Below are 22,308 nucleotides of genomic sequence, written 5' to 3' on the forward strand. Positions count from 1 at the left end.
AAACTTTATGTAACCTCCGCTCGTCTTTGGAGTTGTACCTTCCAAACTACCCCTTATGATCCGAAACCTCATCCTTTCCGCGTTGCGGGCCCTACGCAAAAATGCCTTTTTCTCATCCCTCAATATAGCCGGTCTGTCTATTGGCATGTGTGTGTTTTTGCTCATTGCCCAATATGTTTATTTTGAAAAAAGTTATGAAGCATTTATCCCGAATGCAGATCACATATATCGGGTATCGCTAACTACGTATGTCAACAACGAGCTGGTTATGACCAGCGCAGAAAATTATCCGGGTGTTGGTCCTGCGTTGGTGGAGGAGTTACCGGAGGTGACAGGCTACGCGCGTCTTTATAACCTGGGATATAAAAACAACGTCATCATTACGTATGAAGATGCAAAACCTGACCCGATAGCTTTTAAACACAGACGTTTTCTGTATGCCGATTCTTCTTTCCTGCCGATGATGGATTACGCCATGATTGCGGGCGATAAATTAACTGCACTGGCTCAACCCAACTGTGCCGTAATCTCTGAATCATACGCCAGGCGATATTTTGGAGATGCAGATCCAATCGGAAAAATGCTGCGCATGCAGGATGATGATTTCAACAACGAGCTGGTAAAAGTTACCGGTGTGTTTAAGGATCTCCCACCGAATACGCATCTGAAGTTTGATATTTTGTTTTCCTATAAAACTTTGCTAGGCAGGGGTGAGTGGGCACCTAACCGATACCATCAAAGCTGGCAACGAAAAGATATGTATACGTTTATTTCGGTACAGCCGGGAACAGATGCAAAATCATTGGAGAAGAAATTCGGGGCAATTGTAGAGAAATATAATCCTGCGCTGAAAGAACGAAATCAACACGACATACTGAGTTTGCAACCGCTTAAGAGCATTCACCTTACCTCAAGTCTGGCGGAAGAACCAGAGCCGAATGGGGATTCGCGCATTGTATTCTTCATGGCCATTATCGGAATTTTTGTGTTAGTGATTGCGTGGATCAACTACATCAACCTTTCTACGGCAAAAGCGATGGAACGCGCCAATGAGGTTGGCGTGAGAAAAGTAATGGGGGCGTTTAAAGGCCAGTTGATTTTGCAATTTCTTGTGGAGGCGATGGCGGTGAATTTCTTTAGCCTCGTGTTGGCTTTTGGATTGGTCGCGCTTGCACTTCCATATTTTAACCAGTTATCCGGATTGACCCTTACATTCAGTTACCTGGTTCAACCCTGGTTTTTGGGGTTACTAGGTTTGGTATGGCTAGCGGGCTCTTTGCTTTCCGGATTTTACCCTGCATTTGTTTTGTCTTCATTTAAACCTGTTTTGGTGTTGAAAGGAAAAATGCTCACCAGCCGCAGGGGATTACTGTTACGCAAGTCGTTGGTGGTTTTTCAATTTGTTGCCTCTGTAGCACTTATCTCGGGTACATTGATCGTGCATGATCAGCTTAACTTTATGATGAACCGAGACATTGGTATGAATATTAAACAAGTGCTGGTGATTGAGCGACCGGGAATTGCACCGCGTGATCGTCAGGCTTTCTATTCCAATGTAGATGTGTTTCGTAATGAACTGGAAAAGGATGCCACCATTCAAGGGGTCAGCACCTCGGCTACTATTCCGGGAAAACAGCGGGAGTACAAGGCGGTAATCAAAAAATATGGCGCCAATGATGATACGGCCATTACGGTTCGATTCAACAGTATGGATTATGATTTTATTGATGTGTTCGATATGAAGCTGTTGGCAGGTAGAGGTTTTTCAAAGGATTTTACCAACGATCCGGATACATCCATGATTATTACGGAATCAGCGGTTAAACTTTTAGGTTTTGGAAAGCCTGAAGACGCCATCGGTCAAACGCTTGCTGTTCCACAATTTCAGTGGAATGGAATTGTTGTGGGTGTAGTAAACGATTATCATCAGGTATCACTCAAAAAGGCACTTGATCCTACTGTATTTTATTGCACGGCCTACGGAGGTGAATTCTATTCTTTAAAGATCAACACCACCGATTTGCCCGCAACACTGGCCAGCATTCGAAGTGCCTGGACTAAAGCTTTCCCCGGAAATCCTTTCGAGCATTTCTTTCTGGACGATTATTTCAACATGCAATATGAGAATGAAAAGAAGTTTGGCAAGCTGTTTACTACGTTCTCTCTTCTGGCCATTATGGTAGGTTGTATCGGGTTATTCGGGTTGTCGGCTTTTACGGCCACGCAACGAACCAAGGAAATTGGAATACGAAAGGCATTGGGCTCATCGGTAAACGGGATTTTTCTATTGCTATCAAGAGAATACCTGAAGCTGGTTGGCTTTTCTGTTTTGATCGCGGTTCCTTTGGTGTACCTGGTTATGCGCGATTGGATTCAAAGTTTTCCTTACCGGATCACCATTTCCTTTTTTGTTTTTGTAAGTGCCGGAATAGCCGTGCTGCTGATTTCATTATTAACCATCAGTTTTCAAACGTTGCGTGCAGCAAAAACAAACCCGGTTGACTCTCTGAGGTATGAATGAGGATAAATAAAAAAAAAGAGGTCTGGTATAAAACAGACCTCTTTAAGTTTTTATTAATGTGAGACAGGTTCATTCCTAAACGCTTTCGTCATTGCGAACGGAGGCGTAGTTATGTGTGTTGGCGTGAAGCAATCCCAAGGGTACGTTTAGTTCTCTCTATGTAGTGGGGGATTGCTTCGCTCCTCCTTACAGCCAACCCTTCCGCTCGCAATGACATTCAATTTTTATTGTAGGACGGATGCTACTTTTTGTTAATCAATCGAATTACTTGTTCATATACGCATCGCGCACAGCCTTAAACTCCGATCCTTCCTTCCATTGTGGCCATGTAGTTTCAAAGGATAATTTTTTGCCTACGTTGAATAACAACTTCGCATCGTCTACCGCGCCTTCCAGGTTCCAGCGTGAGGTGTCGTATTCATCGGATGGTTTGTGGTAGTATTTGGCTACGTATTCATCCTGAAGTTGCTTGCCGTATTCAGCACCTTTTTCGAAATGATCGATGCCCGTTCCGGTATACAATGCAGGAATGCCCACTTTGGCAAAACAAAAATGATCGGAGCGAAAATAATATCCGGCAACCGGATTGGGCTCTGGTGAAGTATACCGACCAACGGCTTTCGCTTCTTCATTCAGGTAATCTTCCAAATCAGATTGTCCGATGCCCACCACCACAATGTCTTTCATTTTTCCATACGGATTGATGCCGTCTATATTAATGTTGGCTACGGTTTTTTCTCTTGGATAGATCGGGTTCTGTGCATAATACTCCGATCCCCACAACCCTTGCTCTTCAGCGGTTACAGCTAGAAAAATGAGTGTACGATTCGGTTTTGCTTTCATGGATTTAAACGCCTTGGCAATCTCAAGCATGCCGGCTGTTCCGCTGGCGTTGTCGAGTGCTCCATTATATATGGTGTCACCTTTTTCATCGGCTTTGCCAATGCCGAGGTGATCCCAATGCGTAGAGTAAATGATGTATTCGTCTGGTTGCTTTGCGCCTGTAATCTTGCCAATTACATTATACGTTTTGTCGTATTTCGATTTCACTGAAAGTGTAGTGGAGAGTTTGAGGTTCATCGGCATGCCTTTAAAGCCCGGTTGACGTGCAGCCGAAACGGTAGTAGCCCAATCGATACCAGCTGCTTCAAATAATTTTTTTGCGGTAGGATTGGAAACCCAACCTACCGTAGCACAGAAGTATGGATTTTTATCGCGTGTATCTAAGTATAATTTCGATGCGTTCCAGCTGTTCTGCACCACCCAGAATCCGTAACCGGCCGGTACATCATCATGAACAATCAATAAACCTTTTGCACCCTGTCGCGCGGCTTCTTCAAATTTGTACGTCCAGCGACCGTAGTACGTCATGGTGTTGCCTTTAAACAGCGAAGCATCTTCCGAACCGAATCCCGGATCGTTCACCATCACCAACACAATTTTATCTTTTACATCCAGGCCTGCATAATCATTCCAGTTGTATTCGGGGGCTACAATACCAAAGCCTGCAAAAATCAGATCTTCCTCTTTTAATTCTATGGTTTCCTGTGTGCGCTCCGTCCAGATTACATAATCTTTCAATCCTTCAAGGGTGAATGATCCTTTCGTTGATTTAACTTCCATCGATGGCGCTGCTGTAGAAGTGATCTCCACCATGGGTACTTCCTGCAGGAAGCTTTCGCCATTCCCCGGCTCCAAGCCCAACGCTCTGTATTGATCTTCCAGGTAAGCCAGTGTTTTTCGTTCGCCTTCCGTGAACGGCTTACGGCCTGTAAATTCATCGGCAGACAAGATTTTGATGTGATTTTCAATACCCGTAACAGAAAAAGAGCTTAGGCCATCTTCCCGGTTAAAGGTGGCTTCTTTTTCGGCACAGGAAATAACCAACGCAAGAATGACAAGTGTGAAAGGCAGTTTTTTCATAGTTGAGTTTTTAAGCGTATCAATGTTACGCATTTATTGCGTTTTGTGCCCGAACATTTTTACAAAGGGTTGGATGAATTGCGGATAACCCATAACTTGAAACCGAACATTGAAGACATCAATTAAGACAGACCTTGTCAGGCTGAGCTTGTCGAAGCCTATTTGGTATGATTTAAGTGTTTACGTTTCGACATCCTGATGATGACTTTTAATATTAGATACTAAACATTGAACTAAGCTATGACACGCATTGCCATGTTGGGTACCGGTTTTATCGGCCGGTTTTACACCGATTCGCTTCACGGATACAGAAGCAAGGATAAAATTGTATCGGTGTATTCACGCAGAGATGAAAGTGTGAAAAAGTTTATGGCCGATTACGATGTGCCGTTCGGAACCACCAATATGGAAGAAGCTATTAACCGACCCGATGTGGAGGTGGTTTGCGTTTCGTTGCCCAACAACCTGCATGAAGAGGCGGTGATGTTGTGTTGCAAACATAAAAAGGCGGTGATGGTTACCAAGCCGCTCGGCCGAAATGCCGAAGAAGGAAAGCGTATGCTGGAAGCGGTGGAGAAAGCTGGTATTTTCAATGGCTACCTCGAAGACCTGGTGTACACGCCCAAGTTTTTAAAAGCGCATGAAAGTATTTTGAGCGGAGCATTAGGAAGAATTCTGTGGGCCAAATCACGCGAGACACATCCCGGTCCGCATAGCGAATGGTTTTGGGATATGGAGCAAGCCGGAGGCGGATGTATTCTCGACCTCGGTTGCCATTGTGTGGAGATTGCGCGTACCTACATCGGTAAAGACATCAAGCCGATTGAAGTGATGTGCTGGGCCGATACGCAGGTGAAACCGATTGATGCGGAAGATCATGCCATCGGGTTGGTGAAATATGAAAACGGAGCCATCGGACAGTTTGAAGTAAGCTGGACGTTTCGCGGTGGGTTGGATTTGCGCGATGAAGTGATGGGCTCGGAAGGTACCATCTGGACAAATGGATTTTTGCGCACCGGTTTTGAAATGTTCACTACAGGAAAGGGGGCAGATTATGTGGCCGAGAAAGCTGAGAGCAATACGGGTTGGCTTTTCCCGGTAGGCGATGAGCTGAACGAGTTAGGCTACAACCACATGTTTACCGATATGCTGAATGCTTTTGAGCAAGGCACACAGCCGAAAGAAACCTTTTACGATGGCTATGTGGTGAATGCCATTCTGGATGCTGCGTACCGATCAGCCAAAAGTAAATTGTGGGAACCGGTAAAGCTCGATGTATGGCGCGGTAAAACAGGCGTTAGCAAAGATAGTCACCTGCAGGAGTATGATGCCGAACATTACTTGGTAAAGGAAGAAGTAACGCACTACGGAGCGAAGAAGTTGATTTTGAAGAATAAGAAGACAGGAAAAATATCAGAGCAGGTAGTTAATGAATCTTAGCGCATTCTTTGCGGCTTTGCGACTTAGCGTGAAAGTTTTTAAACATGACTGAAAAAATTACTCTAACTGGCATAGCCCGAAACGGAAAAGGAGGCGCGTTACTCCAAACAACTGATGGTGTCTTTTATATTGATGGCTTGTCAGCGTGGAATGAAGGTTTGCTCAACCAACAGGTAGAAGTAACCGGATCAGTTGAAATGGAAAAAGTTGACGAACAGGATTTGATTAGTGATGCAGGTGAATGGCGTGCGGGTTTTTCAGGAGAGAAGAAAACACTGGTTGGGGCGATGTGGAAACTAGTTGAAGATTAAATATTTCACTATACCCTTCGACAGGTTCAGGGTACAAGTTATGTACAATATCAGTTCTGTAGTTTTGTGCCTTCGTAAATATCCATTAACGAAATGCTCAACTTTAGCGAATGAAGAACATACGTATCGGCTGACGATTTGTACTCCGTCAACTCCCAATGTCCTCTTTCATTGATGCTGTATACCTCAACGAGCATGCTTTCTGAATCAACGAGTACATATTCTTTCAGCGAAGGAATATCGCGATACAATTTGAATTTATCGCCCCGATCGTAGTTGCGTGTTGAAGGGGGAAGAATCTCAATCAACACCGTTGGAAGAATCGCTGTATCCTGATCGGCTTCACTGGTAACAATATCGCCACAGATGACGGAAATATCCGGATACGTAAACAATGTGTTTTCAGGTATATGAATGCGCAGATCGCTTCCGTATGGTTTACACAGACTGCCCTTTAGTTTAGTAACCAATTCTCCGAAGAGATTGGAAAAAATTACGTTGTGCCGCGGACTGGCCCCCGACATGGCAAATATTTCTCCCTTGAAAAACTCGTGTTTCTCCGGATTTTCTTTTTCAAACGTCAGGTATTCTTCAACTGTAAACCTGGTCTTGTTGTAAAGCGCTATCGGATCACGAACTTCGATCATACGTTAAAAATACGAAAAGGTACCTTCTGGTAAAAGGTTTACATCAGCTCGTACGCACTCTTATAAAATCCTTTTTCCTGAACGTAAGTCAGCAATTCAAGATAGAATGGATGCGAACCCAGTGTGGCGCTGTCGCCCAGCATGATTAGTTTTTTCTTAGCCCGGGTCATGGCTACGTTCACGCGCCTGATGTCGCCTAAAAATCCTACTTCACTTTTTTCGTTGGAGCGCACCAAACTAATGGCGATTACATCGCGCTCTTGCCCTTGAAAGGCATCAACTGTGTTGATGGTGATGCGCGAAGCCAATGTGGAGAGTTCTTCGGATTGTTCAGCCAGCTTGATTAACCGCTCAACTTGTGCACTATAGGGTGTAATGATGCCGATGGAGAAATTCCACTGGTCAACACCAACATGCAAAATCAGTTTCTCTACTTGCCGGATTAAAAACTGCGCTTCTTCTTCGTTGTAGCGACTTAGCGTTTCCGGATCTTGCGCTTCGGTAAACCCGCAACCGGCTGTGTCAATAAAATCGAAGGGAGACATGCCTGGTTCCAGCAGGGCAGAGGCAACAGAAGCATCGGCAAGTAATTTATTTTCATAAAAATACGTGGCAGAAAACCGCATGATGTCTTTGTGCATACGGTACTGGGTTTGCAACATCACCGCAGTTTGCGGATGGTGCTGAATGCATTTCTCAAAAAGTGTTTTAGATAAGCCCGCTTTGCCCGCCTCAAACGATTTCACCGTTGGTGGCAGTTGATGGTGATCACCCGCGAGTACCACACGTTCTGCCCGCAGAATGGGTATCCAACACGCGGGCTCAAGCGCCTGTGCGGCTTCGTCAATAAAAACAGTTTTGTAACGCTTGCCGCGAAGGGTAGGATGCGAAGCACCCACCAACGTACACGCAATGATTTCGCTGGTTTGCAACAGATCATTCACAATGTAAAATTCCAGCACATCTGCATCAGCTTTCAAGGCTTTCGCTTCCTGCATCAGCAGTTTTCGTTGCTGGCGTTCGGAGTAACCGAACTCGCGTTTGTACTTAAACGCCATGTCTTTCAATTGTTCCATGCGCCTGCGCATGTTGCGCAACTCCCGAAAGTGTTCGTGCATGGCAATGCGCACATCCAGGGTTTTACTTAAGGTTTGTTCGGTAACGCGTGCCGGGTGCCCGATGCGCAGCACATTCAGTCCGGCTTCGCTGAGTTTATCCACCAATAAATCAACCGCTGCATTGCTGGGTGCTGTAACCAACACTTGCTTTTCTTCCTGCACAGTAACTTTTATGGCTTCCACCAGCGTAGTGGTTTTTCCCGTACCGGGCGGACCGTGAATGATGGCTACGTCTTCGCTGCTTACTATTTTTTGCAGAGCTTCCTGCTGACTTATGTTTAAAGCGGTTACCAGTTGTCGGTCACCGGTCACCGGTAACAGGCGACTGGTTGCCGGCAACCGGTAACCTAGCAATATCTCTCTCAGTTCTGCTACCCGACTCGTATCCGCCTTAATCACTTCCTTCAGCGCGAACTCCATTTCGCGGTAGGTCATTTCATCGAACATCACGTCTACGCCAAGTAACGGATCGTCCATCCAGTCGGGCAGGTCATCGCTGTTGAGGGTGATCACCATCGTGTTGTCGCGTACGTAGTTGATTACCCCGCCCACGTGTTCCTTCTCGGGTGTGTTGCGTGCATTGCAAAATACGTTTACCACTTTGCCCGATTGAAACACATGCGCCTGGTTGAGGTGTTGCGTGCGTTCAATTTCAATGATTAACCGTTCGCCTGTGCCGATGTAGTGCCGCCTGAGTTTTACCGGGTACCAGCTCTTGCCTTCTTTTGTTTTGCGACTGAGCGGAAGCAGCATCACCTTATGCTTGTATTGCTCCAGGTCGGCATTACGCTCTTCGCGCAATAGTTCAAGGGTTTTGTATAGGGCTTCGGTGGAGGTCAAGGGGATTTTGGAAGTGGGATTTTAGAATTCGGATTTTATGGCTTTAAGCTTTAGACCTGACCTACTATTCCGTTTCGAAATACAGGTGATAATGATTTTTACAACCGGGGTTGAAGGGCGCGGTGCATTTCGGGCAGGTGTTGTTGCATTGCATGTACTCATTGATGGTGAGTTCGTGACCGCATACGCCACAGAGGATGCCTTTTGTATCAAATTCTTTTTTGGGCCATACGGTGGCCGCATGGTCTGCAGTTTCTTCATGGCAGGAGAAGCATGGATAGTACTGGTTGCAGCAGTTGAATTTGATGGCAATGATATCCAGCGGGGAGTGCCAGTGAACACACCGCGTTTGGTTATCCACGGGTTTGCCGAAAACGGGAATACCCTTTACCGCAGCCTGGCTTAGCGGAATGGCGCTGGGTTGTGCCTGGAGGTACCAAACACCTGACGAAAGCAGCAGAAAGGCCAATAGGGTACAGGTTTGCATAGTTATTTTTTTATTCAATAAAACACGGGTTCAAAGGTATGGTTTCCTGAGGTAATATTTTTAGCTGTTAATTTTTAACTTTAGGAGGATGTTCATATTCATTATTGAAATAAGGTTAATAAGTATATTCAAGAGTTGGGCACCATTTTTATAGGACAATGACGGCTGATGAATTAATTGAAGAATACAAGACTCTACCGAGAAGCTGCTATAATGTTGATTACAGTGATAAGAAAGCTCTGAAGAAAAACAATTACTCGGTGACAAGAATGTACCAGATAGTTGAGATTATCAAAAATAAATTTGGGGCTGAAGGAATTGGAAAATTAAAACCTCTACTTGATATTACCGACTTCCAGACGAATTTGTGGATTGCGACTCACTTACTCGAAAAAGTTCCATTGGACAATGAGACGGAGAAGAAAGCATTAAGCATAATTGAAAAAGTAGCATCAGGTGACGATGTCTTAGCGCTTGGATATCAGTTCTGGATGAAGGAATGGAAATTGAAGCAGAGTAAATAAAAACGGTGCCCATCACCAGGCTTGGTCAATGGCGTGGTGATGTGTTGTGTGTAAGGTATTATATTCGCTATAACGTTACCCGCTGAAATATTAGCGAAATATTAATGAGACAATTATCTACTAGCAAAACCTTTGAAGACATCTGGCATAGTCTGGGACAAAAAATCAATAGTCACCTGATAGGGCTTGATGATGCTAAGAATGAGGACAAACAAAAAATACTTGAGTTATGTCAAGTTGGTAAACTTATTTCATCATACTTTGATGACTTCGAGATTATGAAAGTATCTGAGAAGCCTGACTTTGTGATTTCTAATGGACAATTGACAGTAGGGCTAGAACATCAACTCATTCTCGACCCAGAAACAAAGTCAAAGGAAGGTTTCTACAGTAATATCTTTGACAAAGTTGAGCGTAAACTAATCCAAGATGATGCAATTCCAAATTTTTTACTGAATGTAATTATTAAAGGAGATGCAGACTTGACAGTTAATAATAAGGACTTAATCATTAATCAACTTGTTGACATACTTAGGGATTTTCTTTTTACCGGAGAACTGAAGGAAAACGATTATATAGTTAGTGCGCGCTCCATGAAGCACTCTAGAAAAAGTATAAGTGCAAATTATGGGGCCTATATACAAAGGTTTATTGATAAGAATATAATTCTTGAATTCCTTAAAAAGAAGGATGATAAAATTGATACTTATATAAGCAACTCTTGTCCAATTCAATGGCTGGTTCTTGTAATCGGAGGACTTGGGGAGAGTTCGTACGAAATTGATAGTAATTCTGACCTCGAAATAGATACAAAATTTGACAAAGTATTTTTATATGAAGACTTTCGTAACAGGCTTTATGAGTTGAAGTAAAACACTTTATTCTCCGCAGAGCGTCCTGCAAGGCACTCTGCGTTAAGTAGTATATTTTTTAAAAAGTAACACATCGCAGTCCCTGCTTGCAATAGGCGAGCTATATGAGAGACACTGCTTAGAAGAAAAGAACTGGTATCGAATGAAGAAATCCCGACTAGAAACAGCAAGATTAGCGTTGATTGAATTCTTTGAGAGTAACTTGAAATTTCTTCTTGACGATCTTGGCTATACACGAAGTTTGGAAATGGAGTTTGATGAGTATGTAGGAGCGAAATTCTATTTTTTGAGGTACACTAACTACCATCGACAAAGACAAATGGAGATCATCCTTCATAGAAACAGTGATTACCGACTTTGGCTAATTAAGAGGATGAAGGGTTCCGCAATTCCTGACTATTATGACAATGTAAATATAATAGATATTCCTGGTTTGGACTTACTGACTCATCCCACCACGTATGATTCTATGCAACATGCTGTATTCTCAGAGGAGAAAAAGCGACAGTATGTTTTGAAAATGATTGAACTGATCAAAAGACATTGGTTGGGAGTTCTAGAGGGGTCCCAATGGATAGATAGAGCACAGATTGACAAGGTTTCATTCAACAAGTGGGGAGTAAAATCTGGGTTTCATAGAGATGAGCTACTTGAGAAAATCAAGACTGAATTCAAGTTCCTCGAAAACTATGGTTATAAATTGATTGAAGACACAAACTTACTTCCCCTATATAAGCAATCCTGTACTTGTGAAATTATTTATTCCAATCCTGACACAAATGAAAATTATCGTATCCTGAATGACTATAGAGATTATGGTTTCAGAATTGAATATTTCACCTCTGAAGGACAAATTGGTGAAATGATAAATTACGTATTGACCGAAGATCAAGACAAAGAATGGGAATTTGTGACCCGAATGGCAAATTGGTTAGAAAATAGAATACGAAATACGTAGATAATTTAATCTGTAATCATTACTGTTAAGAGTTTTAAAAAAAGGGCTTGAGAAACCTCAAGCCCCGGAGAAAAGTGGCACCTATCTGTGCCCCACCTAATTAAAAGTTTAAAGTTTAAAAGCCAATATTTCGTTAGGCTTCGATTTGTAGTACAGCATGCCGCCCCACTCGTCAACCTGGTATTCCGGTTTTTTGTCTTTCAGTACAATCTCTTTTTCAACCTTCCCGGTATCCTTGTTTACTTTAACCAGTCCAACGCCACCATCTAAATTGGTTAGAATGAACTGTGCATTTTCGGTTGCGGCAGTTGCCTTGAAGCGCTTGTTCATTTCGTTAAACGATACGGAGGCAATGTCAGAAAAGGCATCTTGCGCAAGCTTGGCTTGATAGCCCGCACTGTTGTAGTCGCCCAACGAGTTTTTGTTGGCACCCGCTTTCACAGCAGAAGAGGCGGCCACCACAACGGCTGCCGCACCCAGTGTTCCCATCGCCACTTTCATAATGCCGCTTTGGCCGGGTGATTTATGATAGGCGTGAAAAATTTCCGAGCCTTTAAAATCCAGCAGCATTACATTTTGATCGGCAGTTAACAACAACCCACCTGTGCGTGTGGAAAAACCGGTTGGATATTCTTTTTCGTTGAATTCGTATTTCGCCAATGTGCTCAGGTCACCACTGTTTTCGTCAATGGCTAAAATTTCTGTACCTGTACTGATGAGGTAACGCTTGTTTTGCGCATCGTAGGTGCTGGTAACCGATTTGGCTTTAGCATACTTAATGGGTTTCGACCACACCGATTCACCGGTTTGCAGGTTTACAATGTTTGCATCGGTATCGGTAATGTAGATAAGTCCCTTCGGTGTTCTGGCCATGGTGTGGATGTTTTCACCTGTGGTGAGCGGCTTCTTGAAGAGCGGCTGTCCATCAAAGGAAATTTTATTAATGCCACCGGAAACCAATCCGAAAAGAATGCCATCTTCCATGATGTAGAAGTGCTGAACAAAATCTTTTGTCTTGGGTGCTTTTTCCCACAGGTCTTCACCGGTAGTTGCGCTCAAAAAGGAAATTTTCGATTCAGATGCACCGGCCATCAACCGGTTGAGTGTGGCGCTGGAGGCATTTTTGTTTACATCGGCCACTACAGCCAATCCGTTTGCCAGAATTTCAAAGCGCGTAACGGTGCCTTTAATCTTGCGCTCGTCTTTCCACAACAGCTGACCTTTGTCGCTTACCTTATGAATGCGTGTGTCACCGTTGGGTCTTTCTTCAAATCCGTAAATTTCTTTGCCGGTTTCATCGGCTACCATCCACGTAATTTTGTTTACATCGGCTTCCCACAAAATGTTTCCGTTTTTAAAATCAGCGCACACCAACGATTTTGTTGTTGGCACCAGCACAATGGAGCCCACCATAAAAGGTGCACCAGAGCTCATGGGAATGGCTGCCGCACTGCGGGTTTTACCTGCGTTTGGATCAAGCGAAGCAAAACCATCCTGGTTCCCCGTGGCCAAATCGTAAATGCCTACGGCCAATACTTCCTTTTCTGATTTGGCGCGGTTTCCAACCACCACCAATTTATTTTCCGGAAGGAATACTTTCAGTTGTGCGATTTGCTTCCAGCCTTTGTCTTCCGTAGCAAAAAGTTTTTTTCCGGTAACAATGTCGATAACGGAGCGCTTACTATTGGCAAAGATGGTTCCCGGCATTTGTGATTTTCCGCCTTGTGAAATGATCACGTAAGGCGACATGGGCACCAGTTCAATTTCTTCTTCTTTCACGCCACCGTATTCGGTGAATTCAAAATGTGGTTTGTCGGCTTCGGGCTTGATGCCTGCCAGGCCACCGCTGCCGGCTACCAGCAGTACGCCTGCATCGGTGAGCTTCATAATTTCAAACTTGCCGTTCAGTTGATACGTGAAGTCGGGCTTGTCGGTTTTTTGAGCCGCGAGGGTAAGGGAAACCAACAGCAGCAATAAGGTGATTGTGTTTTTCATCATGTTTGTGTGTTTTAGGTAGATAATTTTCTCTACACAAACATGCCCAGGCTATTGGCCCCGGAGTATTCCCGCAAGGGGGTATTTTCATATACCCACCAGCACGGATATGCGTCAGATCAGGTTATTGGCGTAGGCGAATTTGATGAGGCCCACCAGCGAGTTGGTTCCGGTTTTCCGAAAAATGTTTTTGCGATGCGTTTCTACCGTTCGTTCAGAAATGAAAAGCTCTTCGGCAATCTGCTTGTTGGAATATTCTTTGGCGATGAGTTTCAGAATTTCGCGTTCCCGATCGGTGAGCAGCCTGTTTTCATCAGGGTTATTCAGACTCCTGATCAGCATTTTGTTGATTTCATCACTCAGGAACACTTTGCCGTTATGCACTTGTCGCAATGCTTCCAACAATTCCTTATGCGAATCTTTTTTAAGTAGATAGGCATTTACGCCTTCTTTCAGAATTTCTTTTACCAGGTGTGTTTCATCGTGCATGCTCAGCACCACAATTTTCATTTCCGGATAAAGTTGCTTTACCCTGCGGATGAGGGATAGCCCGTCCATGCCGGGCAGGTTGAAATCGGTAATGAGTAAATCGGGTTTGTGTTGCCGCAACAGGTCCAGACCTTCTTCCGCATTGGTGGCGGTGGCCAGTATGTCGTGTTCACCATCGCGTTCCAACAGCGCGCGGATGCCGTCTAATAAAATGGTATGATCGTCAATCAGGATTGTTTTCATGTGTTTTCGTATTTCCTTACGCCTGATGCTCCATGAAAACTTCATGGAGGCAAATGAAGAAGGTCTGAAAATAATAAGCCATCCGTATTACGCGGTATTCTTTACTCCCCAACTGAGGGGAGCAGGTTGTTCCATATGCTCCGGATGTATGGGCAACTCAATGATGAGGGTTGAGCCGCGTACGCCCGGTTGTGTGTCCAGGTCCAGTTTTCCGGAAATTAAATTCAGGCGGGTTTGAATGTTGCGCCACCCGTTTCCATTACTTTTTTCAAGCGCATCACGATCAAAACCTTTCCCATCGTCTTCAAGGGTATAGGTGAGCGAATGTTCATGCTGCACCAACTGGATATTTATTTTGGTTGGCGAATTGTATTTCAAAATATTGTTGATCCATTCCTGCGTTATACGATACAGATTAATTTCTTGTAGCTCATTTAGTCGTTCGGTTAAGCCAAAATCACTGGCCGTTACCTGAAGGTTGCCCGTGGCTGAAAGGCGTGCGGCCAGTTCTTTCAACGCAGCCGGTAAACCACTTTGAATGAGAATGGCGGGCATCAGGTTAAAGGCGATGTTGCGCAGTTCGGTGTGCATCTCTTCCATAACGCGTTCCGTCTTCTCAAAAATCCGGTCGCGGGTTTCGTAATCTTTTTCCTGATCAAGCTGATCGAGGTGTAAACGCAAGGCCGAAATAAGCTGACCGAAGCCATCGTGCAAATCGCGGGCAACGCGTTTTCGTTCCGCTTCCTGCGAGGCGAGGGCCGCATTGATTTGAGTTTGCTTGACTAGCAGTTGCTGGTTTTGGTGCATGAGCTGTGCTTTTCGTTTGTTGCGGTTAACGATAAACACAATCAGGATAACGGAAAACACCAACAACAAGAAAAGCGAAATTGCCAGCAGCAGGTTGCGCTGATTGATGGCTTGCTGTTCTTCCAGTTGTGCTTGTTGAAGGGCAATCTGTTGTTCCTTCTTTTCGGTTTCATATTTCACCTGCAAGTCGGCAATGGCATTGGCATTTTGTTGCGAGAATACGCTGTCGCGAACTGCATCATACCGATCGAAAAGATTTTGTCCGCTTTGCGGATCATTCATCAGGTAATGTGCCTGCGCTGAGCTTTTAAAAAGGGTAGGGGCGTAGCTTTCCAGTTCAGGGTGTTCATCTAAAATAGCTAACCCTTTTTTGGCATAGACAAGCGCCTGCTGGGGTTGATTTATCTGAACATAAATGTTGGTTAAATTACTGAGCGCACTCAAATCGCTTTTCGGATTTTTACCCAGGTGTTCCGGAGCACTAAGCGCAGTAAGAAACAGCGGTAAAGCGCGGGCATAATCTTTTTGGTCGAGGTACAGGTTGCCCAGGTTATCGTGCAGGGAGTAATACATGCGCATGTTGTTGGCGGCCTTAGCCAACGCAATGGCGTTGGTGTAATGGGCTACCGCTTCCTGTACGTTACCGATGCCGATGTAGCACACACCCAGGTTGGCATTGGATATTGCCTGATCGTTGGCGTGCGAATATTTCTCCCGCAGTTCCAACGCTTGTTTGTGGTAATCGATGGCGGTGTTGAATTGTTTCAACTCCTGATAGACCAGCCCGATGTTGCTCAGGTATTTTCCCATGCCCACAAAGTTTTCTGGTTGATTGGTTTTCACCAACTCATGGCCGGCCGAAAAGTGTTCAAGCGCTACACTGAACCTGCCACTGTTCAGGTTGTTCATGCCCAAATTGTTCAGGCTTTTTTCTTCCTGGTCGGGCCAGTTGTTTTCGCGACTTAATTGCAATGCTTTTTCAAAATAGAACTGTGCCGAATCGCTTACGCGGAGTACATCGAAATAAATACCGGTTGTGTTTAAAAGCTGGTTGTAACTGTACGGTAAGCGGTTTGTTGAAGCATACGTGTTTCCTTCCTGCAATAGGGCGTAAGCTTTTTCGGGATTGTTGAAGATAAAATAAAACGCAGCCTGATTAATGGCCCTCACCTTGAGCGAATCATTGTCAGTGGTTTCAAGCACGTGCAACAGGCTGTCGATATGCGCGGGTATTTGCGCATGGGTAGTGAATGAAATAAAGACAAGAAAAATGAAAAAGCTCCGCATGCCGTGTGTTTAAAGTGTATACATCCTTTAAGTTGAAGCCATCTCAAAAATTAGGTTCATCTGTCAGCCTGAGCTTGTCGAAGGCTTTCTCGGATACTAAAACCGGTTTCGACAGGCTCAACCTGACACAGACAGTATTTTTGAGATGGCTTCTACAAAGAAAACCATGTACAGGAAGTATCCAAATTAAACTTTTGGCAACGGAGCGGTTTTTAGCCAGGGTTACTCACTACGCAGCGACTTTACCGGGTTGGCTTGTGCCGCCCGTACGGCCTGGTAGCTGATGGTTAATGTAACAATGATTAAAATTACGGTCAGGCTCAGTACGTAGGTCAGCACATCAATGCTGGTGTGGTAGATGAAATTTGTGAACCACTGATTCATAAAGTAATACGACACCGGTACAGCCAAAACGAATCCAAGCACAATGAGCCATGCAAAATCGCGATAGATCAACACAAGAATGTTGCTTACCGTAGCGCCCAACACTTTGCGTACCCCAATTTCTTTTACTTTGTGTTTTACAGTAAACAACACCAATCCATAAACGCCAAGGCATGAAATTAAAATGGCAATGGCGGTGAACACCTGAATGATGGTTCCGAAATTCTGGAAGTTGGCATATTGCTGATTAAGCTGTTCATCAAGAAACGTAAACTCAAACGCTTTTTCCGGAAACAACCTGTTCCATTCTTGTTCCAGTTTGTTGATCGTGGTTTCCACATTCTCATTTTCAAACCGAATGGAAAGCGTGTTGAACTGATTCCGATCTATGGCCATCACTAAAGCAGAAATGGCTGTGGTGAGATCGGCAAAATTGAAATCCTTAATCACGCCAACCACCTGTCCTTTTTTTCCTTCGCGGTCGATCGTTTTACCCAATGCTTTTTCGGGTGTTTCCCAGTTGAATTCACGCACGGCTGCTTCATTCACCAGAAAACCTTGTTGTTCATCGGATGGATAATCCAGGCTGAAGGCGCGCCCGGCAATCAGCTCCATGTTGTACGTTTTCAGGAAATCATAATCGATGGCCATGTTGGCGGCAAAGATGTTGTCTTCACGCGTAAAGCCTTCGGGTATCGTGCCCCTGAACACACTTCCGCTTCCGGGTGAGCCGGAGGATAAGGTCGTGTGCATAATTCCGCTTTGTGTTTCCACCAGATCGCGAAAGGTTTGCAGCCGAACCTGAAACGTAGAGTCGCGTTGCTGAAAGTATCCGTTCATGTTTTGGCTGTATAACGGAATGTTGATCACATGCTCGCGTTGAAAACCCAACGGGCGACTGTTCAGGTAGTTCAGTTGTTTGATGATCAGCAATGAGCCCGACAACAACATGCATGCAATGGTTAACTGGACCACCACCAATGATTTGCGTAAAAACTGATTGCCATCTCCCGTTGTGCCCGAACCTTTCAGCGCGTTCACCGATTCGAAAGATGAAATGAAGTAAGCCGGGTAGCCACCCGCCAGCACCGAAATGACCACCAATAGAACAAATGAAAGTATAAGGAGCGTGCCATCTACCACCTGTAAAAATTCCAGGCTCTTACCGGTAAGCTGGTTGAGTAGGGGTAATGATAAATCAAACACCAGGTACGCCATCACCATGGAGATGAGGCAGAACAAAAAGCTTTCAGCCAGAAACTGAACAATGAGTTGAACCCGCATCGAACCCATAATTTTCCGTATGCCAATTTCTTTCATGCGCGTAAACGACTGTGCCGTGCTGAGGTTGATGTAGTTGATGGAAGCGATGAGCAACGTGAGAATACCCACGCCAATAAAAATATAAATGTTGGTCATGGTGTTGGTGGTCGTAGGCTCAGCCAGCAAGGTGCTTTTCAAATGTATGTCGACCACAGGCATGAGGGTAAACACCTGACCTACCAGAAAAATGGGTTCTGCGTGTTTTTTAATAAAGGCATCCATGCCGGCATTGATGTTATCGGGTGTGGCGCCAGGGTGAAGCAATACATAGGTGTACGAATGGCTGATGATAAAATTACGCGAGAGGTTGTTGCGCAGCACGGCTTCGGTTCGTTCGTCTTCCAGGTCGAACATGTCATCATACGGAACCAGCATGTTGAAACGCAGGTGAGAATTTTCGGGAAAATCTTTTACCACACCCACCACCTTAAACGATTGCCTTCCGGAAAAAATCAGCGACTCGCCAATCGGATCTTTATCGCCAAAATATTTTTCTGCCATTTCTTCATTGATCAGTACGGTGAATTTGTTGTGCAAGGCGTTTTTCGGATTTCCTTTTACGAAATCGAGTGTAAACATTTTGGTGAAGGCGGAATCGGCAAACGCAATTCTGTTTTCTTCAAACGCTTCAGCCTCATTGGGCAAGCTGATGCTTACGTTTCGAATGTATACCCGCGCGGCTTCTTCAATTTCTGAAAATTCATCTTTCAGCTTTGGCGCGATTGGCGGGGGTGTGGTGGCCAGTTCCAATCCGTTGGGTGCAGAATACCGCAGCCGGTACAGCCGGTCGGCCTTTTCATGAAAGCGATCGTAACTCAGTTCGCTGCGTACATAAACCAAAATGAGCAGGGTAAGGGCAATGCCACAGGTAAGCCCGATAAAGTTGATAATGGAGTACGACTTGTATTTGAGAATATTCCGGTAAGCGGTTTTAAAAAAATTGCGAAGCATGGCATTGCGGTTTATGTGATACTACGCAATAGGATGTTGCCCGTTTGCAGTTAGTTGATAAAGCTCAAAAATTTGTGATGGATGGTGTTAAAGTCACAAACACTTTGTCCGGAAACGGACTTCCGGTCTTGAGCCGGAATCCAAAAATTTAAAAGTGTTTACTAAAGGCCATCAAAAAAATACTCACCATGTCAGGTTGAGCCTGTCGAAACCGATTTGATAGCTCCAAATAGCCTTCGACAAGCTCAGGCTGACAAGTGAAAAACTGATTTTTGAGATGGCTTCTACTTCAGTTCACGCAACAATCGCTTCCTGAATTTGTGGTAATCCACCGTGATGGTGTGTCGGGGCGTTTTGATTTGCCGGTAATCCGGGTGGTCTACTTCGCGTTGGGCTAATGCTTTAATGTTGGCTGGTCGTTTCCATTTACCTGAAAGTTCGCGTGCCATGATTTTGCTTTGCAGCTCCGATCCCGGCCAGATGCAACCGATGGGTTGAAACAACCCGATGAAATACAGGTTCGGAATTTCGGGATGTAACATGCGCAGGTACAGCGGCACATCGCCATGCGAGTAATCAATAAACGACTTATCGAAAAACGGATGATCAATCCAATACCCCGTGCAGGCAACCACGGTATCGTATTCGGCTGAACTTCCATCGGTAAAATGTACTGTGTTTCCTTCAAAGCGTTGGATGTCGGGCCGTGGTTTTATTTTTCCGTGCCGGATGAAATAAAACAATTCACTATTCAGGGTTGGATGGTGAAAACCAAAATCATGTTCCGGTTCGGGTAAACCATAACGTGTGTTTTTTCCTTGCAGGATGCGCACCATCAGGCTGGTTATTTTTCTGGAGATGGCAGTTGGTAACATTTTAATGATAACCCCGCCAATGGTATCAGAAGGTTTTCCGAAAATAAATTTTGGGATAACCCAATAGCCCCTGCGCCAACTGATGTCGGTTGCCGTTGAAACCCGGCACGATTCCACCGCTACATCACAAGCGGAGTTGCCGCCCCCGATCACCAATACGCGCTCACCGGCAAAATCTGAAAAACGCTTTACATCGTGCGAGTGCATGAACCTGCCCGTAAACTCACCCGGGTATTCCGGGTAACGGGGTTTCCAATGGTGTCCGTTACACACGACCAACGCATCAAAGACTTCCGTTTTTACACGGTCGTACTTTTTGGTGGTCACGTGCCATTTGTCGTGCGAATCACGCGAGCAGTGAACGACAAGCGTTTCGAATTCAATATGCGGATAGAGGTTGAACTTTTTGGCGTATGCCTGAAAGTAAGTGGCCAATTGGTTATGCGATGGATAGTCCGGGTAATCGTCCGGCATGGGAAAATCATCGTACTGCGAAAGTGTTTTAGAGCTGATGATGTGCGTGGTTTCAAAAACGCTGGAGTGCGAAGGCTTGTCGCTGAACACCCAATTGCCACCAACCTCATGGCCGTAGTCATATACAATAACGTCATGATGTTCGTCCAGCAGGTTTTTAGCAGCCGTTATTCCTGATGGCCCGGCCCCGATCACGCACACGCGTTTTTTCTCTGACATAGAATAAATCGCTTTGAGGCAAGATAGGGAATTATTGAACCGGCATCTTATCTTTAGCGATAGAAATTAATCAACCTAGTTGCAAGGCGTGAGTCGTATTAAGTTTGTTCATGAATCGAGTTCAATGCTTCAAACTCAGTTTTGGTTTAGGGCTCTGGCGTTTTGGATAGATTTCTGGATATTCAATAATATTATATTGCCGTTCATTTTATTTGTAATACCATCCTTACGGTCTGAGCGACCATCAGATTTATCGGATGAGATTGCTTTCGGAATTATGATGAATGAAGTTAATATCAAATTATTGATGCTAGCCCTGCTTTTTATTTACAATTCAGCATTAGAAAGCTCCCCGTTGCAGGCAACCATTGGAAAATGGTTTATGAAGATTAAAGTATATGATAAAGAGTATAAAAGAATTTCCTTTTTAAAGGCATTGGTGAGAAATGTCCTCAAGATAATTTCTACTATTTCTGTTGTGGGAGTATTTTTGATTGATATGACCCCACGGAGGCAGGCTCTTCATGATCTGCTTTCCGGAACAATTGTATTGAGGCGCTAGCTATTGGCTTCCGCCTGTTTGAACAGATTTAATGCACGTCACAAACACCACGTCTCCCGCCATACAAATTGATCCGGCATTGGATTCTTCGTATCCGATTATCACTTTCTGACCGGCAACCAACTCGAAGTAATACAGCGGATCTTCTTCCGGCTTTGGCGGCTGAACGTATGTTCTGCGTTCTGGTTCCAGTATGGTGCCGTCTTCCAGTTCCAACACCAGTCCGCAGCCATCAAGGCCAGTCAGGTCTTTAACGGTGGCTTTGGTGGTGCATTCTTGCGGAAAGCAGACGATTACTTCCGTGGTATCGCATTGCCAGAGGGCAAGAAACATGAAGGTAAATCCGAATAAACGCATAACGTATCCTTTGCCTGATTAGACACAGTTAGGGTAAAAATGGTTGGGATGGATCTTTTAGAGCCGTAATTATTTCACCGCAAAGGCGCAATGACGCAAAGGTAATTCGCGTCTTCTTAGCGCCTTAGCGTCTTAGCGGTTATAAGATACCAACCTGATTGTCGGAAAAAATGTTGTAACTTCAATCTTAAACCAACCCTAAAAAATTATGTCAACCTCAACAAAACCTCCTGTTTGGTTCTGGATTGTGGCCGTAGTGGCCCTGCTCTGGAACGCCCTGGGCATTATGGCCTACCTGATGCGTGCATACATGACGGATGAAGCCTTAGCAGCTTTGCCGCAGGAACAACAAGTGTATTTGCAAAATCAGCCCGCGTGGTACATAGGCGTATTTGCACTGGCTGTATTTGGAGGAACATTGGGCTCCTTGCTACTGCTGTTGCGCAAGGCCTTGGCCTATTGGATATTTGTGGTGTCATTGATTTGTGTGGTGGCGCAATGGAGTTACGACCTGTTTATGGTAGAAAATTCACCCGCCTTTGAATCCAGTGGAATGGCCATGGCCGTTATGATTCCCCTGTTTTCTGTGGCGCTGGTTTTTATTTCGCGTACAGCTAAGTCGAAGGGGTGGATTGGTTAAACTGTTAAGGAGTTGTTAATGTTCGGCCTGGCATACAGGGGATGGCTATCTTGCCTGAAAC

General features: G+C 44.7%; 18 protein-coding genes. 8 read left to right on the forward strand and 10 right to left on the reverse strand.

Annotation, left to right across the window (positions count from 1 at the left end; translation table 11 throughout):
• The first annotated feature begins 55 nt into the window (after positions 1–55).
• Positions 56–2,521, forward strand: a complete 2,466-nt coding sequence (locus tag QY309_02980; protein ID WKZ60441.1) for an ABC transporter permease — start codon at positions 56–58, stop codon at positions 2,519–2,521.
• Between the two features lie 264 nt (positions 2,522–2,785).
• Here QY309_02980 and QY309_02985 read toward each other — a convergent pair whose 3' ends face one another.
• Positions 2,786–4,444, reverse strand: coding sequence for a M28 family metallopeptidase (locus tag QY309_02985; protein WKZ60442.1), 1,659 nt, complete (start codon positions 4,442–4,444; stop codon positions 2,786–2,788).
• Between the two features lie 240 nt (positions 4,445–4,684).
• Here QY309_02985 and QY309_02990 point away from each other — a divergent pair, with 240 nt between their 5' ends.
• Both QY309_02990 and QY309_02995 read left to right on the forward strand, forming a co-directional pair.
• Complete coding sequence (locus QY309_02990; protein WKZ60443.1) at positions 4,685–5,884, forward strand: Gfo/Idh/MocA family oxidoreductase; 1,200 nt, start codon at positions 4,685–4,687, stop codon at positions 5,882–5,884.
• Positions 5,885–5,928: 44 nt separating this feature from the next.
• The gene (locus tag QY309_02995) at positions 5,929–6,195 is read left to right on the forward strand and encodes a hypothetical protein (protein WKZ60444.1); all 267 of its coding nucleotides are present in this window, start codon (positions 5,929–5,931) and stop codon (positions 6,193–6,195) included.
• Between the two features lie 50 nt (positions 6,196–6,245).
• Here the strand turns inward: QY309_02995 and QY309_03000 are convergent, their stop codons facing one another.
• From QY309_03000 to QY309_03010, 3 genes are all read right to left on the reverse strand, one after another.
• Positions 6,246–6,842 (reverse strand): Uma2 family endonuclease, encoded by a 597-nt coding sequence (locus QY309_03000; protein ID WKZ60445.1) that lies wholly within the window; start codon positions 6,840–6,842, stop codon positions 6,246–6,248.
• 38 nt (positions 6,843–6,880) lie between these two features.
• Complete coding sequence (locus QY309_03005; protein ID WKZ60446.1) at positions 6,881–8,800, reverse strand: AAA domain-containing protein; 1,920 nt, start codon at positions 8,798–8,800, stop codon at positions 6,881–6,883.
• Between the two features lie 64 nt (positions 8,801–8,864).
• Entirely contained in the window at positions 8,865–9,287 is a 423-nt protein-coding gene (locus tag QY309_03010; protein WKZ60447.1) for a CHY zinc finger protein, read from the reverse strand.
• Between the two features lie 158 nt (positions 9,288–9,445).
• Between QY309_03010 and QY309_03015 the strand changes: the two genes are divergently transcribed.
• From QY309_03015 to QY309_03025, 3 genes are all read left to right on the forward strand, one after another.
• A complete protein-coding gene (locus QY309_03015) occupies positions 9,446–9,811 on the forward strand; it encodes a hypothetical protein (GenBank protein WKZ60448.1) in 366 nt (121 codons plus the stop codon).
• 104 nt (positions 9,812–9,915) lie between these two features.
• The gene (locus QY309_03020) at positions 9,916–10,683 is read left to right on the forward strand and encodes a hypothetical protein (protein ID WKZ60449.1); all 768 of its coding nucleotides are present in this window, start codon (positions 9,916–9,918) and stop codon (positions 10,681–10,683) included.
• A gap of 142 nt (positions 10,684–10,825) precedes the next feature.
• On the forward strand, positions 10,826–11,641 hold the full coding sequence (locus tag QY309_03025; GenBank protein WKZ60450.1) for a hypothetical protein: 816 nt from the start codon (positions 10,826–10,828) through the stop codon (positions 11,639–11,641).
• Positions 11,642–11,749: 108 nt separating this feature from the next.
• Here the strand turns inward: QY309_03025 and QY309_03030 are convergent, their stop codons facing one another.
• The 5 genes from QY309_03030 to QY309_03050 form a co-directional block, all read right to left on the reverse strand.
• Positions 11,750–13,639, reverse strand: a complete 1,890-nt coding sequence (locus tag QY309_03030) for a PQQ-binding-like beta-propeller repeat protein (GenBank protein ID WKZ60451.1) — start codon at positions 13,637–13,639, stop codon at positions 11,750–11,752.
• 111 nt (positions 13,640–13,750) lie between these two features.
• A complete protein-coding gene (locus QY309_03035) occupies positions 13,751–14,368 on the reverse strand; it encodes a response regulator transcription factor (GenBank protein ID WKZ60452.1) in 618 nt (205 codons plus the stop codon).
• 87 nt (positions 14,369–14,455) lie between these two features.
• A complete protein-coding gene (locus tag QY309_03040) occupies positions 14,456–16,462 on the reverse strand; it encodes a sensor histidine kinase (GenBank protein ID WKZ60453.1) in 2,007 nt (668 codons plus the stop codon).
• A gap of 222 nt (positions 16,463–16,684) precedes the next feature.
• A complete protein-coding gene (locus QY309_03045; protein WKZ60454.1) occupies positions 16,685–19,120 on the reverse strand; it encodes an ABC transporter permease in 2,436 nt (811 codons plus the stop codon).
• Positions 19,121–19,404: 284 nt separating this feature from the next.
• Positions 19,405–20,688, reverse strand: a complete 1,284-nt coding sequence (locus QY309_03050) for an NAD(P)-binding domain-containing protein (GenBank protein WKZ60455.1) — start codon at positions 20,686–20,688, stop codon at positions 19,405–19,407.
• A gap of 88 nt (positions 20,689–20,776) precedes the next feature.
• On the opposite strand from QY309_03050, the gene QY309_03055 reads away from it, so the two are divergent.
• A complete protein-coding gene (locus QY309_03055; protein ID WKZ60456.1) occupies positions 20,777–21,250 on the forward strand; it encodes an RDD family protein in 474 nt (157 codons plus the stop codon).
• Here QY309_03055 and QY309_03060 read toward each other — a convergent pair whose 3' ends face one another.
• The gene (locus QY309_03060) at positions 21,251–21,607 is read right to left on the reverse strand and encodes a hypothetical protein (GenBank protein WKZ60457.1); all 357 of its coding nucleotides are present in this window, start codon (positions 21,605–21,607) and stop codon (positions 21,251–21,253) included. It lies immediately after the preceding gene.
• A gap of 208 nt (positions 21,608–21,815) precedes the next feature.
• On the opposite strand from QY309_03060, the gene QY309_03065 reads away from it, so the two are divergent.
• The gene (locus QY309_03065) at positions 21,816–22,247 is read left to right on the forward strand and encodes a hypothetical protein (GenBank protein ID WKZ60458.1); all 432 of its coding nucleotides are present in this window, start codon (positions 21,816–21,818) and stop codon (positions 22,245–22,247) included.
• Positions 22,248–22,308 lie beyond the last annotated feature (61 nt).

The sequence above is a fragment of the Cyclobacteriaceae bacterium genome, from assembly GCA_030584025.1.
GTDB lineage: Bacteria > Bacteroidota > Bacteroidia > Cytophagales > Cyclobacteriaceae > UBA2336.